13 protein-coding genes, 2 tRNA genes and 1 pseudogene are annotated in these 13,643 nt (G+C 41.5%); 4 read left to right on the top strand and 12 right to left on the bottom strand.

Annotated features, from left to right (window positions below; all coding sequences use genetic code 11):
- Positions 1-42: 42 nt before the first annotated feature.
- Positions 43-1,020 carry a zinc-binding dehydrogenase gene (locus HUK62_RS13260; RefSeq protein ID WP_176538087.1) on the bottom strand — a complete coding sequence of 326 codons (978 nt, stop codon included), beginning with the start codon at positions 1,018-1,020 and terminating at the stop codon, positions 43-45.
- 3 nt (positions 1,021-1,023) lie between these two features.
- The gene (locus tag HUK62_RS13265; RefSeq protein ID WP_005400463.1) at positions 1,024-1,656 is read right to left on the bottom strand and encodes a TetR/AcrR family transcriptional regulator; all 633 of its coding nucleotides are present in this window, start codon (positions 1,654-1,656) and stop codon (positions 1,024-1,026) included.
- Between the two features lie 169 nt (positions 1,657-1,825).
- On the opposite strand from HUK62_RS13265, the gene HUK62_RS13270 reads away from it, so the two are divergent.
- Positions 1,826-2,974 carry a heparan-alpha-glucosaminide N-acetyltransferase domain-containing protein gene (locus tag HUK62_RS13270; RefSeq protein ID WP_176538088.1) on the top strand — a complete coding sequence of 383 codons (1,149 nt, stop codon included), beginning with the start codon at positions 1,826-1,828 and terminating at the stop codon, positions 2,972-2,974.
- Positions 2,975-3,109: 135 nt separating this feature from the next.
- On the opposite strand, the gene HUK62_RS13275 is transcribed toward HUK62_RS13270, so the two are convergent.
- From HUK62_RS13275 to greB, 6 genes and pseudogenes are all read right to left on the bottom strand, one after another.
- Positions 3,110-3,982, bottom strand: a complete 873-nt coding sequence (locus HUK62_RS13275) for an EamA family transporter (RefSeq protein ID WP_176538089.1) — start codon at positions 3,980-3,982, stop codon at positions 3,110-3,112.
- 25 nt (positions 3,983-4,007) lie between these two features.
- Positions 4,008-4,913 (bottom strand): annotated as a pseudogene (locus HUK62_RS13280) (EamA family transporter).
- A complete protein-coding gene (locus HUK62_RS13285; protein WP_176538090.1) occupies positions 4,910-5,488 on the bottom strand; it encodes a TetR/AcrR family transcriptional regulator in 579 nt (192 codons plus the stop codon). Before HUK62_RS13285 ends, HUK62_RS13280 begins: the two are co-directional and overlap by 4 nt.
- A gap of 571 nt (positions 5,489-6,059) precedes the next feature.
- Positions 6,060-6,149: transfer RNA gene (locus tag HUK62_RS13290), tRNA-Ser, on the bottom strand.
- A 220-nt stretch (positions 6,150-6,369) separates the two neighbouring features.
- A tRNA-Ser gene (locus HUK62_RS13295) sits at positions 6,370-6,459 on the bottom strand.
- A gap of 89 nt (positions 6,460-6,548) precedes the next feature.
- Positions 6,549-7,043, bottom strand: coding sequence for a transcription elongation factor GreB (greB, locus tag HUK62_RS13300; protein WP_004695648.1), 495 nt, complete (start codon positions 7,041-7,043; stop codon positions 6,549-6,551).
- 365 nt (positions 7,044-7,408) lie between these two features.
- On the opposite strand from greB, the gene HUK62_RS13305 reads away from it, so the two are divergent.
- Positions 7,409-8,521 (top strand): transglycosylase SLT domain-containing protein, encoded by a 1,113-nt coding sequence (locus HUK62_RS13305; RefSeq protein ID WP_176538091.1) that lies wholly within the window; start codon positions 7,409-7,411, stop codon positions 8,519-8,521.
- Positions 8,522-8,587: 66 nt separating this feature from the next.
- Here the strand turns inward: HUK62_RS13305 and HUK62_RS13310 are convergent, their stop codons facing one another.
- Both HUK62_RS13310 and ttcA read right to left on the bottom strand, forming a co-directional pair.
- On the bottom strand, positions 8,588-8,971 hold the full coding sequence (locus HUK62_RS13310; protein ID WP_004695646.1) for an SCP2 sterol-binding domain-containing protein: 384 nt from the start codon (positions 8,969-8,971) through the stop codon (positions 8,588-8,590).
- A 227-nt stretch (positions 8,972-9,198) separates the two neighbouring features.
- Positions 9,199-10,122, bottom strand: a complete 924-nt coding sequence (ttcA, locus tag HUK62_RS13315; RefSeq protein WP_004695645.1) for a tRNA 2-thiocytidine(32) synthetase TtcA — start codon at positions 10,120-10,122, stop codon at positions 9,199-9,201.
- Between the two features lie 501 nt (positions 10,123-10,623).
- On the opposite strand from ttcA, the gene HUK62_RS13320 reads away from it, so the two are divergent.
- Together HUK62_RS13320 and htpX are read left to right on the top strand one after the other, a co-directional pair.
- Complete coding sequence (locus HUK62_RS13320) at positions 10,624-11,496, top strand: lytic transglycosylase domain-containing protein (RefSeq protein ID WP_176538092.1); 873 nt, start codon at positions 10,624-10,626, stop codon at positions 11,494-11,496.
- Between the two features lie 117 nt (positions 11,497-11,613).
- A complete protein-coding gene (htpX, locus tag HUK62_RS13325; protein WP_176538093.1) occupies positions 11,614-12,519 on the top strand; it encodes a protease HtpX in 906 nt (301 codons plus the stop codon).
- Positions 12,520-12,590: 71 nt separating this feature from the next.
- Here htpX and HUK62_RS13330 read toward each other — a convergent pair whose 3' ends face one another.
- Together HUK62_RS13330 and HUK62_RS13335 are read right to left on the bottom strand one after the other, a co-directional pair.
- Complete coding sequence (locus HUK62_RS13330) at positions 12,591-12,956, bottom strand: bleomycin resistance protein (protein WP_176538094.1); 366 nt, start codon at positions 12,954-12,956, stop codon at positions 12,591-12,593.
- 6 nt (positions 12,957-12,962) lie between these two features.
- Positions 12,963-13,556, bottom strand: coding sequence for a DUF4112 domain-containing protein (locus tag HUK62_RS13335; protein WP_005400444.1), 594 nt, complete (start codon positions 13,554-13,556; stop codon positions 12,963-12,965).
- Between the last annotated feature and the right edge of the window lie 87 nt (positions 13,557-13,643).

Consider the following 13,643-nt stretch of genomic DNA (forward strand, 5'->3'; position numbering starts at 1 on the left):
GATGCTAGATCAGCTTCACAGCTGATCTAGGTCGAAAAACAGTTAAGGTTTCAAAAGTACTTTACCCTGACGCGCGCCTTGCGTCGCTTTGAGTGCCGCATCTTTAATTTGTGCAAAGCTGAAGATACCTTCAACAGGTAGCAGTAATTTTTTCTGTGCAGCAAGCGTCAATAACTCCACAATTAACGCCTTTTTACGTTCAGCAGACAATTGCTTATTCACCACACTCGCCCAAAAACCTTTGACTGTGGCTTGTTTAAAAATCAGATCTCCCGAAGAAATTTGCATGGTCTCACCCGTCATGCTGCCAAATGAAACCAATAGACTATTTTCACTCAGCAAAGCCAACATTTCACCACTGGCCTGACCACCAATGGAGTCTACACCCGCAATCAGTGGCTGATCTGCATGAATCGCTTTGACTTGTTCTTTCCAATCGGCTTGGTCTGTTGCCACCACATTTTGAATGCCTAAGGCCTGCATTTCAGCTACAGCCTCAGTACGGCGAACCAAATGAATCACCTTTTGACCACGCGCTTTTGCAATCATTGCCACGGTTTTACCCACCGCACCATTGGCAGTGTTCTGAATCAACCACGAATCTGCTGGTAAGTCGATAAAATCTAAAAGCATCAGTGCACTGATCGGCATCCCAATCAACTGAGCTGCCGTTTCATCATCAATCGCGTCAGTTAAAGGCACGATGCCATGCGCTGGCGCAATAAAATACTCAGCCCAACTGCCATGAACTGCAGCAACTGCTACACGCTGCCCTACCGATACGCCTTGTACACCCTCACCAAGCGCATCAATCACGCCCACAGCTTCGCTACCACCAATTGCAGGCAGTGTTGGTTTATAACCATAACTACCACGCACTGTCCACACGTCATGGTTATGCATTGGCGATAGAATCATTTTAATACGTACTTCACCCGCTTTCGGTTCAGGTTGCGGCATATCTGCAGCTTCCAAGACGTCAACAGGTTCACCAAAATGGTGATGAATAATACTTTGCATTTGCTATTCCTTTATCGGCTGTAATAGTTGTTGGGTAGTTTCCAAAGCGAGGTAAAGGGGCTGCTTATCTCGGGCCAGTCTTGCCAATAAAGCTGCTCCCAACCACAATTGATACATGGTTTGTGCCATTTTTTCAGCGTCAATATGCGCTGGAATTGAACCATCTTGCTGCCCGGCTTGGATTAGACCCGAAATACGTTCTGTTAACTTACGCACCCCGAAGTTCAAAATCTGACGCATATCTTCAGATAAATCTGAGACTTCTGCTGCCAATTTGACGATCAAACAATTCTCCGCCCATCCCCCATCGCTATGATGTTCAACATCACTTTCAATATGTGATGAGTTATCAATCCATGCTTGCCAAAGTGCCATCAGGCTTGCATAGGCGCTTCGCTGTTCTTGCTGTATCAGCTGATCGATTTTGACTTTATAGTCGGCCAGATACTGCTGGAGTAGCGCACAGCCGAAAGCCTCTTTCGAAGCAAAGTAGTAATAGAATGAACCTTTCGGCACATCACAATTCTTTAGAATTTCCTGTAAACCCACTCCGACAAAACCTTTATGTAATACCAGTTGAAAACTGCTATTTAAAATGTGTAGTCGTGTTGCTTCACTTTTGTCTGATCGTTTCATATCCACACTATAAATTAATAATAGACCAGTCGTCTATAAAATAATGCATCTTTTCGATACTTCATCTCGAACCATTAGATTGCATATAAATTTTACTGATTAAATTTCAGATATAAATGATTGAAATAAATGCTATATTATATCATAACATCAATTTTCAATTCATCTTATGTCTACACCTTCACAACGTTTACAAGCGATTGACGCCCTCAGAGGATTAGTTATTCTGATTATGATGGTCGACCATGTCAGAGAAACTTTTTATCTCCACCAGCAAGTCCCCGACCCGATGCTGATTCCAGGAACTGATGAACCTCTTTTCTTTAGCCGAATCTTGGCTCACTTATGTGCCCCTGTTTTTGTGGTTTTAACAGGCTTATCGGCTTATCTTTACCAAGCAAAAAACAACAGCGCTCAAATGACACGTGAATTTTTACTCAAACGCGGTCTATTTCTGATTTTTCTCGAACTGATCATTATCAACTTCGCTTGGACTGGACAGTTCCCGCCCGATGTCATCTATTTACAAGTAATTTGGGCCATTGGTCTCAGTATGGTGGTTTTAGCAGGCTTGATTGGGCTATCGCAAAAGTGGCTCTGGGTGGTCAGTCTCAGCATTATTTTTGGACATAATGCGCTGGATCAAGTGTCATTTTCGCAGATGCCGATCCTGCAAAATTTGTGGTTTATTTTACATGAACGTGGTTGGATCGAATTTGGAGATCTGATTCGTTTTAGAACCTCTTACCCAGTACTGCCTTGGATTGGGGTAATTACCCTCGGCTATTGCATCGGTCATACCGTATTTAACAGCACAAACGATGAAGCAAAAAGAAAGCAAATCTTGTTAGGCTTCGGGCTTGCCAGTATCAGTTTATTTATCGTTTTAAGAATGATCAATCTCTATGGCGACCAAGCATGGTCAATCATGCCGACCATCACTGAAACCGTTATGAGTTTTTTCAACTTGACCAAGTATCCGCCATCGCTGCTGTTTATTTTGTGGAATGTCGGGCTAAGCTTAGTCCTGTTAGTGTTACTTCAAAAGGTTGAAAGCAAATCTTGGATCAAGCCCTTGATTGTCTTTGGTTCCGTGCCGATGTTCTTCTATATCGTACACTTATATGTGCTGAAAGTCCTCTATCTCACTGCGGTCACACTGTTTGGCACGCCCCATGGCGAATACTTCGGCGTCGATCATGTCTCCACCCTCTGGCTCATTTCGATTATTTTAACTGTGGCTCTCTATCCGTTGATGTTGAAATTCTCAGCCTTTAAACATAAAAACAAACACATTCGTATTCTTAAATACCTCTAAGGATTTAAGGTGTATAGCCAATTTCACTGCAATAAGATTGATGCTTAGTCCAACGAGGCATCAATCTTGACCTTATATCGGGTTATAAATAATGGCTATTAGATGACTGCCCTACTTCAGTTTCAATAACCAAACCTAGTCTACACATGTTTGAGCAACGCCTGTATTTTGATAAGAACAATAGAAGAACCCTGCACACGATACCATGATAATTGACACCCCTATCATTTGATAAAGGTTTAAATTTTCACCTAAAATAAACCATCCCGCCAATGCACTGATGATTGGTGAAGCACTTAACAACACCCCAAATATTTTGGGTGACAAACGCTTCATTGCAAAAATATCCAGTAAAAATGGAATACAACTCGACAGCAATGACACCACAATGCATAGACCGAATACCTCATATGTACTAAAAGCCTGTCCAACATTAGATATTCCAAAAGGAACAATACATAGCGTCGCAATCATCATGCCAATTGCTACCGTGTTACTGCCGCCTTTGGCCACTTTGGTTCCATAGATAATATACAGTCCCCAGCAGATGGCAGCACCAAGCGCATATAACATGCCAATATAGCTAAAGTTATTATCCACCTTCCCTAAGGGAAATAAGATCAAACCAATCAGCGATAAGCCACCCCAGACAAAGTCCGATTTATTTCGTGACATAAAAATAGCCACAGTCAAAGGCCCTAAGACCTCAATTGAAATCGCGATCCCGACCGACATATAGGAAAAGGCTTTATAAATGAGTAAATTCATCAAGCTTAAAATCACGCCATAACAAAAGAGATCTTTCCATTCCATGCTGTTTTGACGAAAAGTTTTCCATGGCTGAAATACAATCCATAAAAAGACTGCGGATAAACCTAAACGCACTAAAGCAACCGTTTCAGCTCCGAGGATGGGAAAAAGCATTTTTGCAAACGCAGCACCCACTTGTACTGAAATTAAAGACAATACGGCTGCGAAAAGCGCTATTTCTTGTTTATGTATCATCATGTATGAAATGACCCAATGAGGAAATTTACTTTGCTTTGGTGAGTAATGCTAAGCAGATTGAAATTAAAACCATCCCAATCCAGCCGATTGGTGCAAGTTGTTCTCCCACCAACAGGATTGCAAATACAGCGGCAATCAAAGGCTCAAACAAGGTCAAAGTAATGGCTTTACTGGCAGGCACAGTTTTTAAGCCATATCCAAATAAAACATAGCCCAAAAACATTGGAATCAACATCATATAACCCACGACATAAAGGTTGATGTTTTCTTCAAACAAGTTTGAACCTGTTATCCATAAAGTCGGAAGTAATAATAAAGAACCAAGTCCGAAGATGAGTCCCATAGACGCTTTCGCATGCATTCCTCGGTCAATCATTCGTTTTGCCGCCCAAGAATATAAAGCATAGGTCAATCCCGCAACCGCCCCTAAAGCAATACCCAACATTGGTCAGTTTTGGGACAGATTCTCCGTGGTTGCTACAGCATGTGATTCCCCGAGTGAAAGTAGCGCAACGCCCGTCACCCCCAAGACGAAACTCATCAGCCATGTCATTGAAAGTGCTTTTCGGTCAAACACCCTTTGTAAAAGTGCGGTAAATAAAGGCGCCGTACCAATCGAAACGACCGTCCCAATGGTTATGCCTGCATAGTGCATCGATGAATAAAAGGCCAAGGGATAAATAAAAACCGCAATTACGCCTACAGCGAGCATCACCGCATGGGCTTTGATATGTGCCAGATGGTAGATAATACTTTTTCGCGCTAAAAGTGCCTGTAACAGTCCACCACCGCCCATTGCCGCAGCGCCAACCGCCAAAGGACTCAAGTTAGGTGCAAAAGATGCGACTGTGCCCGTCGTTCCCCATAGAAAAGCACCGAACAGCACTGCAATAAAACCATAATTTGGTACTACAGAAACAGACTGATTCACGTGCTGATTTCCTGTGCTAAAAGTGTTTTCACCATCGCTGTTGCAGCTTGCACTTTTTCACTCGAGCTTTCCAAGCCTGCTCGCGCAATCGATCCCTCTAGAATAAAAGACAACAACAAAGCCATTTGTTTAACCTTGTCTGCGTCCGAAATAATATAGGCAAGCTGTGTAGAGATAATGTTTTCAATTTCATCCTTATGCGCTTTCACAGCCAAGCGCTCGGCGCTGTGCGCTGGGAACTCAGCAGCAGCATTCAACAAACCACAGCCCCTAAAGCCTTTTTCATAGGCAAACTCAGCATGGTCTTGATAGGCTTCAAAAACCGCGACAATTTTATCAATAGGAGTATGAGCTTGTTGGTTTCGAAGCGCATACAAATCTAACCACTCTTGATGCCGTGCTTCTATATAAGAGGTAATCAGGTCAGCCTTGGTCGGGAAATTATTATATAAGGACATTTTGGCAACTTTGGCCTTATCGGTAATGCTGTTAATCCCTGTACTTATGATGCCATCGTTATAAAACAAAATCGCCGCTGCATCTAAAATTTTCTGTTTCGCGGTTTTCGTATTCATCACATTCAACTAAGTAGACCGACCTACCCAATATATAGAATCTGTAAAAATATTCAAGTCACCTTTGCTTATTTAATGAAGGAAATATCAGATGAATCAAATACGGGAGAATACCCTTCAATCACCCCATTACAATGGCGGTGGATAAAAAGCGAAACAGAACAATCGCTCTATACTTTTACACAGCATATGTAGTTCCAGCTTATATGTAATGAGTTGCTATATAAGCTGAACAACGCGTGCTAAAAACCGCTCAGATGAAATTAAAAAACTGATCTACAAAAATGACTGCTACACAGTACAACTGCATAGTCTCTATAATTGCTTGTCTGAAACGAATAGTGAATCTAAAAAAAGATCGAGTTAGACAACTCAAGCTATAGCTGAATACTATAAAAGAAGACTTCAATACCTTAAATAAAAAAAGCAGCAAGAGAAGGTCTGACTGCTTTTTTTAGAATTTGATCACTGCCGATCTATGTGGTGTTCCCCACACTACTTGACGTAATGGCCCAACTTAAACTTGGGTTATCGATTAATGATTCGTTTTCATTTGTATTTAAAAATAATTTGGCGGAAGCGGTGAGATTCGAACTCACGGAGGACTCACACCCTCGTCGGTTTTCAAGACCGGTGCATTAAACCGCTCTGCCACGCTTCCATGGGCGCTATCATATAAATAAAAATATTTTTTGGCAAATATTTTTCATCTCACGGCCTTCAAAAAGCCACTATTCAGCTAAAAAATGTTCAATCTCAATAAGATATTAACTTTACAGCCTGTATATGCTGGAAAATTAAGCGACAACTCTGACATCTTTTAGAAATTAATTTTTAAAAAGGCATAAAAAAACCCCGACTAAGTCAGGGTTTTTTGAATTTGGCGGAAGCGGTGAGATTCGAACTCACGGAGGACTCACACCCTCGTCGGTTTTCAAGACCGGTGCATTAAACCGCTCTGCCACGCTTCCATGGGCGACATCATATAAACATTCAATCTACTTGGCAAATACTTTTCTTCAAAAATCACACCAAATGGCTAAAATTAAAACAAAATCTTTTAGTTCTCTGAACTTTCAGGTCTGTCATAACGAATTGAATTGACGTACCAGTGTTTTTTTCCAGTTGGCGTCAACACTTCAATTTCATCATCGACTTGTTTGGAGAGTAAAGCCCGTGCCATCGGCGAGTCGATGGAGATGTGCTGCGGGTGATGATCATAAATTTCATCCACCCCAACAATGCGTAAGGTTTTTTGTTCCCCTGCGTCATTTTCAATTTCGACCCAAGCGCCAAAATAAATCTTGCCAGCCTGCTCTTCAGAAAAGTCGATAATACGAAGTTCTTCGAGGCGTTTTCCCAAGTAGCGAACTCGTCGATCAATCTTACGTAAGATCTGTTTGTTGTACTGATAATCCGCGTTTTCACTACGGTCGCCAAGGCTCGCCGCCCAGTTTACTTTCTTGGTAATTTCAGGGCGTTCTTCATGCCAAAGCTGCTTTAATTCCGCCACCAATTTGTCGTGACCTGCACGTGTAATTAAGTTTGATTTCATGATGAATGCCGTCTAAATCTGCTTATTGATTTACAACAAAGGATTGTTTTATCCCTTATTTCTCCATAACAGAAGTTTATAAAATAAATTCCTGAATTAAATTAAACCGTTATGTTACATTTTTCAAAAAAATATTGCACAAAATTTGACACTTTTAAAATTGCTATATATTATGCGCACATCTTAAATTAGTTGCCTATTTTTTAATCTATGTAGTTTTTCTACATAATCTTCTTAATCCCATGTCATTTTGAATGACGTCATGAATGCCCAACCTCTTATTGAATTTAGACAACTTGAACTCGTTTTAAGGCATGTTTTTGCCTTTGCGTTCTAGGGCATAAATTACTTGTAGCGGAGACAACATGCACAGTAGTTCAACTTCTGGATCGAGGCTTTGCCTTAATTCATTAACTTTCTCTCTCCCGTTGAAAACCCTTGCTTTAAGTACTTTGTTAATCCCATTTCATAGTATTAATGCAAGTAAGACCTACCAATATGATAACGTCGTCAATCATAATAAATTGACTGTCGTTTCAGTGGAAAACCCAACGACCGTTTTTAAAGATGGTCAGCATTTGCATGGTTTTGGTTATGACCTTGCACGTAACTATGCAGACAGCTTAAATGTAAAGCTAGACTTCAAAACCGTCCCCGATAATGCTACAGCACTGAAATGGGTCGCACAGGGCAAAGCAAATTTTGCAATGACCACGGCAAGTGTTCAAACGATTGAACAAAAAAGTCTCGCAACCTTTTCTGCAACTTGTGGTGATTTAAACGTTTTGCGTAAAAATGGCCTCAATACTGAGCTGAACTGGGTGTTTAAACATGCGAATGATCCATTGACGCAGACTGCGAGTGGATTTGTCTGTCGTGGTAAACAATCTGGTTCAATTGGTCAATTGGCCTCTTTTTACAACCGTAATGTTGTGAAACCTGAAAACTGGAATACGATTCAACGCGATTTGCGTCAACGTATGCCGATCTATAAGGCCAGTTTTAAAAGTACAGCGCAAAAGTACGACTTAGATTGGCACTTATTGGCAGCGATTGGTTATCAAGAGTCTTATCTTAAACCGAACTCCGTTTCTCCCACGGGTGTTCGTGGTTTGATGATGTTGACCAATAGCACAGCCAAAGCCATGGGTGTAAGTAACCGTACCGATCCAGCGCAAAGCATTCAAGGTGGTGCCAAGTACTACGACCAAATGCTGAGTCGCTATGAGGATATCCCCTTCCCTGACCGTAACTGGTATGCACTGGTTGCCTACAATATGGGACCGGGTGCGGTGAATCAGATTCAAAAGCGCATTCAGGCACAAGGTAAAGACCCTAATAACTGGCTCAATTTGTATGCTTACTTACAACAGAACCAAGCGAAGAATGGCCGTTACCGTCAAGCACTACAGTATGTGACACGTATCCGTGCTTATCTTGAACACATTAAAACCACGCCACAGTTGGTCAATATCTAAAAGATCATCTCTAGTGGCATAAAAAAAGCTTACCTTTATAGGTAAGCTTTTTTTATTTCAGAACACTTAAGCCGTTTGCTCAAGCACTTTCTTAAATAAATCTTTTTGCTCTTGGCTTGGCTTCGCTGTTTGCAATGCCATCAACTGTGACATATCGCCTTGAACTTTTATTTTACCCGTCATGAACGCTTGCATTGCTGCAGCCATATCAAACTCAAGGAACACTTTACGTAGTGTTTCAGCATCCATGTTCAAAGTTGTTTTCGCGTTCGAAGACAAACCTTTTTTAATTGCGCCACCATCTAAAGATAATTCGGTATTACCCGCATTGTCAGCAACAACTAGGTTAATTGCAAGATTCGCAAGTGCTGGCGGCAGGTTCAAATTACCCGCTTGAGCAGTTAATGTTTCTACAGTTGAAAACCAATCATCAGTTAAAAAAGCAGGCATGATGTTTCCTCAATTCTTTGTTCGTTGTGTGCTGCCTATCCAGACGGCATCATTGTGAAGCTAAATACGCTCGGAGATTGTTATAGCATGTATATCCTACATGTGCCTAAAGTTTTTTGTACGTACCGTTCATATTTTATATTTCTTATACAAAGTCTATCAAAATCATCCACATAAAAAAAACACCAATCATTGATTGGTGTTTTGCATTGGCCTAACTGACAAAATTAGTCTGCTGCAAAGCCAAGATTAACCATGTTAATGCGTTTGTTCTCCGGTTCATCTTCCGTTGAACAACTTTCACCTTTAAAGTCGAATTCACGTTCGCTATCTAACGCTTCAAAGTCGAATAACTCACGGTCTGCCAGCTGCGATGGCGACACATTTTGCAAGGCACCAAAAATACTGTGTAAACGCTTTGGATGCGCTTTATCCCACTCACGCAACATGTCATTTAACATAGCACGTTGCAGATTTTCCTGAGAACCACACAAGTTACACGGAATAATCGGGAACTGACGCATTTCAGCATATTTAATGATGTCTTTTTCTTCCACATAAGCCAGTGGGCGAATCAAGATATTCTTTTTATCTGACGATAACAATTTAGGAGGCATCGCCTTTAAGCTACCGCCATGGAATAAGTTCAAGAAGAAAGTCGCCAAGATATCATCACGGTGATGGCCCAACGCCACTTTGGTCGCGCCAATTTCTTGCGCAAAGCCGTATAAAGAGCCACGGCGTAAGCGTGAACAAACTGCACAGTAGGTTTTGCCTTCAGGCGTTAAACGTTTGGTGATGCTGTAGGTGTCTTTTTCTAAGATATAGTAGGGAATATTATTCTCTTCTAAATAACGTGGTAACACGTCCTCAGGGAAACCGGGTTGCTTCTGGTCCAAATTCACAGCCACCACATCAAAATTGATCGGTGCAATGCGTTTAAACTGCAACATAATATCGAGCAAGGTATAACTGTCCTTACCACCGGAAATGCAGACCATCACTTTATCGCCTTCTTCGATCATTTTAAAATCGCGAATGGCATGACCTACCTGACGGCGTAACTTTTTCAACAGACGATAATACGCAGAGCTAGTGGGTAGTTCTGGTTTAAAATTAAATCCCTGATTGGACTCAACTGGCGAGAACATAGACGAGTTAAACCTTAAAAAAAATACCGCGCAATTTTATCCGATTCACAGCCATCTCGCACCTAAAGAATGTAAATTCTCATGAATTGTCATTGCTGTCATATTCATGTATTGAAATCGGTTTAACTTTGAACGATTGCGTTCATATTTTAGCTGAACTGCTTATGTTTTGGACTTTTCCACATTTTTCCACAAAAGCTGGGGATAACTTTGTGGATTCTAATCGACTTGACAGGGTGTTCCCCCCACTCTTTAAGGCTTCTATTTAAATTGATTATTTTTTAATCAATTTATTTACCATTAAATTTCAATAACTTAACCCAGTCAAGCAATCCTCATTAAAAATAAATTAATTATTTTTTTGATTACTTGCTCAACAATTTGACTTGATTTTTACAAAGACATGGATTTTTTAAACTTAAAATAGTTTCAGACGGTTCTTTTTTTGCTAAACTCATTTCTAGTCACTGACATCGATTTTTTTACGATTAATAATAGATAATGAAAAATAAGCTGCTTTTGAGTCGTTTTTACGTTTTGGGGTGTATGACGATTTCGTTCATGGCACTAGATTGTCACGCGGGTCAAACTATCTACCAATTGAAAGATTCCAACGGCACGACCTTGTTAACCAATAAACAAAGTCGTTATAGCAACTTAAAAGTCGAAAAGAAAACCTATTATCCAGACAGTAATATCCACAGTTATAGTAACTGGGGGGCTTCTGAGTCTTCCGTGTTGCCCAGTTATAGTCGCAACAAAAATGCTTTTGACCACATTATTCGCCAAGCGGCTCAAACCCACGGCGTTTCTGAAGGCTTAATTAAAGCGGTCATGCATACCGAATCAGGCTTTAATGTCAATGCACGCTCACCTGTTGGGGCTCAGGGGCTTATGCAACTCATGCCTGCGACAGCACGGCGCTTTAATGTCTCTAATGCGTATGATCCACAGCAGAACATAAATGCAGGTGCCAAGTATTTGGCATGGCTGATGAAACGCTTTAACGGCAACACCAGTCTTGCGCTCGCAGGCTACAATGCTGGCGAAGGCAATGTACAAAAGTACGGTGGTATTCCACCCTTCCGTGAAACTCAAGACTATGTTCGCCGCGTGAGTAGCCGTTATAGCAATTTATATGCAGGCGGGATTAACATTTCTGCAGGCTCAAATAATACACCAGCCAATGCTCAAGTCATTGCCCAATCTGCACATTACGATGCAGACTCTTCTCCAAGCACACAACTCAGTGTGAGTCGTAGCGCACCTTCACGCCAAATTATTCTCGCAGCCGATGGCAGTTTTACTGATGCGCCGGGCTCCTATGCCACGGCCAATGCAACCGCCTCTGCCCGCATTCAAATTTCAGAATAATTTTTATAGCAGTTTTATTATTTTTTCTTGAATTTTGAAGAGTTTCACCTCATATTGAGATCAATGATTTTCGATTTATAAATCAGATTATTTTTTTATTATAAGAGGATTTTCTCAATGATGCGGATTGGTTTGTTCTTGCTAACCAACCTCGCGGTACTGGTTGTAGCTGGCATTATCTTGTCACTCTTCGGTGTCGGTAGTTACCATGGCGCGGGTGGCTTAAATCTAGGTAACCTACTGGTTATCTGTTTTGTCTTTGGTATGGTTGGCTCAATGATTTCTCTATTCATGTCAAAATGGATGGCGAAAAAAACAACTGGTACAGAGTTAATTGACCCAAATGCCCCGCGCAACCAAGCTGAAGCATGGTTGTTACAAGAAGTCGCTCAATTGGCGCAACGTTCTGGTATTAAAATGCCAGAAGTCGGTATTTTCCCGTCTTACCAATCTAATGCTTTTGCTACAGGTTGGAACAAGAACGATGCATTAGTTGCCGTTTCTACCGGCTTACTTGAGCGTATGAATAAAGATGAGCTTCGTGCAGTCTTGGCTCACGAAATTGGTCACGTCGCCAATGGTGACATGGTGACTTTGGCGCTCGTTCAAGGTGTCGTGAACGCCTTTGTGATGTTCTTTGCACGTGTCGCAGGTGATTTCATTGACCGTAATGTCTTTGGTCGTGAAGAAGGTGAAGCACCAGGTTTAGCTTATTTTGCCATTACCATCGTGCTTGATATTGTCTTTGGTATTTTAGCTTCTTCAATCGTGATGTGGTTCTCCCGCTACCGCGAATATCGTGCAGATGAAGCAGGCGCGCGTCTTGCAGGCAAACAAGCAATGATTTCTGCCTTGTTGCGTTTACAAGCGGAGTCACAACTTCCAGATGCGATGCCTAAAGAAATGAAAGCGTTTGCTATCGCGGCAGGTCAAGAGCAAGGCTTTAGTTTAGCTGCTTTGTTCCAAACCCACCCAACGATTGAACAACGTGTTGCTGCTTTACAACAGCTCGATTGTCCATAAACAATTCGTTGACTAGATTTTAAAAAGCCTCCGCATGGAGGCTTTTTTTGTGACTCGGCATAAGAACATTTTTATTTAATCGTCACTTCGATGCAGCGTAATAAACTGCCATTTGGGTCAATGATGCAAAACTGGCGGATCTCATCAAAATCCTGAATATCGGTCATACGAGCGCTTTCCCACAACGACCAATTCACTTTAGACCAGTATTCATAATAGGGTTGAATTTCCGCTACGCGAATACAGGCACTATGCCATGAACTGTTTGGGTCTAAATGCGGATGATGGAAAAATTCCAGTGTCATTTCGCCCAAACGCAGAATCATCCACTCTGCGGACTGATAAACCAGATTAAAGCCCAAGCTTTGATAAAATGAAGAAGTGCACGCCAAATCAATCGCTGGCAAATTTGCCGTAATCTGACCTTCAAATTTCATGAGTGGCTATCCTAAGTTTAGTCCCTGTAACCAATGCCACATCACACTACCACCCCACCACAATAAGCCCATAAAACACACCAAAAAGATCAGGCCAAACAAATCTGGGATGTGTAGCCAAAGCCATGCCACTACTGGGTTTCGCCAAAATGCGGACTGTTGCTGTTTCTTTTCCAATTTTTCATGAAGAAAAGGATGCGTCACATGATGCTCTGAATGAATTTGGTATTCTTCCCGAATATGGTCATGAACCACATCCAGTGCTTTACGACTCGGACGTATAAAAATATCAAACAATGTTCCTAACACTGGGATAAAACCGACCACAGCGTCAATCATAGCCAGCTTCAATACAGGGCTCAATTTCTCTTGCGGCACGCCAATTTGCTTGGCTTTATAAATGGCATAACAAGTTAGGGCAAAACCTGCGATATCCCCAGCAATCGGAACAGTACTCAATGCGGCATCGGCACCGACTCCCTGTTTGGTGAATGGGATACGCACCACAGAATCCATCATATTGGCATATTTGGCCAAATCACGCTCTAACCGAATGACATCTTGCTGGCTCATTTTTTTTTGTTCTAAGGGTTCAGGCATGTTGTTACTGACCTCCATCATTTCAACCACATTAACATCATAAAACCACTGAATTATGCTGCTTTTCATGACTTTTTTCTGTGCTAA

This window comes from Acinetobacter sp. NEB 394 (assembly GCF_013374795.1).
GTDB classification, from domain to species: Bacteria; Pseudomonadota; Gammaproteobacteria; order Pseudomonadales; family Moraxellaceae; genus Acinetobacter; species Acinetobacter johnsonii.

What these genes read in the sequence shown, in the direction of transcription:
- HUK62_RS13260 (WP_176538087.1), bottom strand. Translation starts at nt 1,020, where the DNA reads ATGCAAAGTATTATTCATCACCATTTTGGTGAACCTGTTGACGTCTTG.
- HUK62_RS13265 (WP_005400463.1), bottom strand. Translation starts at nt 1,656, where the DNA reads ATGAAACGATCAGACAAAAGTGAAGCAACACGACTACACATTTTAAAT.
- HUK62_RS13270 (WP_176538088.1), top strand. Translation starts at nt 1,826, where the DNA reads ATGTCTACACCTTCACAACGTTTACAAGCGATTGACGCCCTCAGAGGA.
- HUK62_RS13275 (WP_176538089.1), bottom strand. Translation starts at nt 3,982, where the DNA reads ATGATGATACATAAACAAGAAATAGCGCTTTTCGCAGCCGTATTGTCT.
- HUK62_RS13285 (WP_176538090.1), bottom strand. Translation starts at nt 5,488, where the DNA reads ATGAATACGAAAACCGCGAAACAGAAAATTTTAGATGCAGCGGCGATT.
- greB (WP_004695648.1), bottom strand. Translation starts at nt 7,043, where the DNA reads ATGAAATCAAACTTAATTACACGTGCAGGTCACGACAAATTGGTGGCG.
- HUK62_RS13305 (WP_176538091.1), top strand. Translation starts at nt 7,409, where the DNA reads ATGCACAGTAGTTCAACTTCTGGATCGAGGCTTTGCCTTAATTCATTA.
- HUK62_RS13310 (WP_004695646.1), bottom strand. Translation starts at nt 8,971, where the DNA reads ATGCCTGCTTTTTTAACTGATGATTGGTTTTCAACTGTAGAAACATTA.
- ttcA (WP_004695645.1), bottom strand. Translation starts at nt 10,122, where the DNA reads ATGTTCTCGCCAGTTGAGTCCAATCAGGGATTTAATTTTAAACCAGAA.
- HUK62_RS13320 (WP_176538092.1), top strand. Translation starts at nt 10,624, where the DNA reads ATGAAAAATAAGCTGCTTTTGAGTCGTTTTTACGTTTTGGGGTGTATG.
- htpX (WP_176538093.1), top strand. Translation starts at nt 11,614, where the DNA reads ATGATGCGGATTGGTTTGTTCTTGCTAACCAACCTCGCGGTACTGGTT.
- HUK62_RS13330 (WP_176538094.1), bottom strand. Translation starts at nt 12,956, where the DNA reads ATGAAATTTGAAGGTCAGATTACGGCAAATTTGCCAGCGATTGATTTG.
- HUK62_RS13335 (WP_005400444.1), bottom strand. Translation starts at nt 13,556, where the DNA reads ATGCCTGAACCCTTAGAACAAAAAAAAATGAGCCAGCAAGATGTCATT.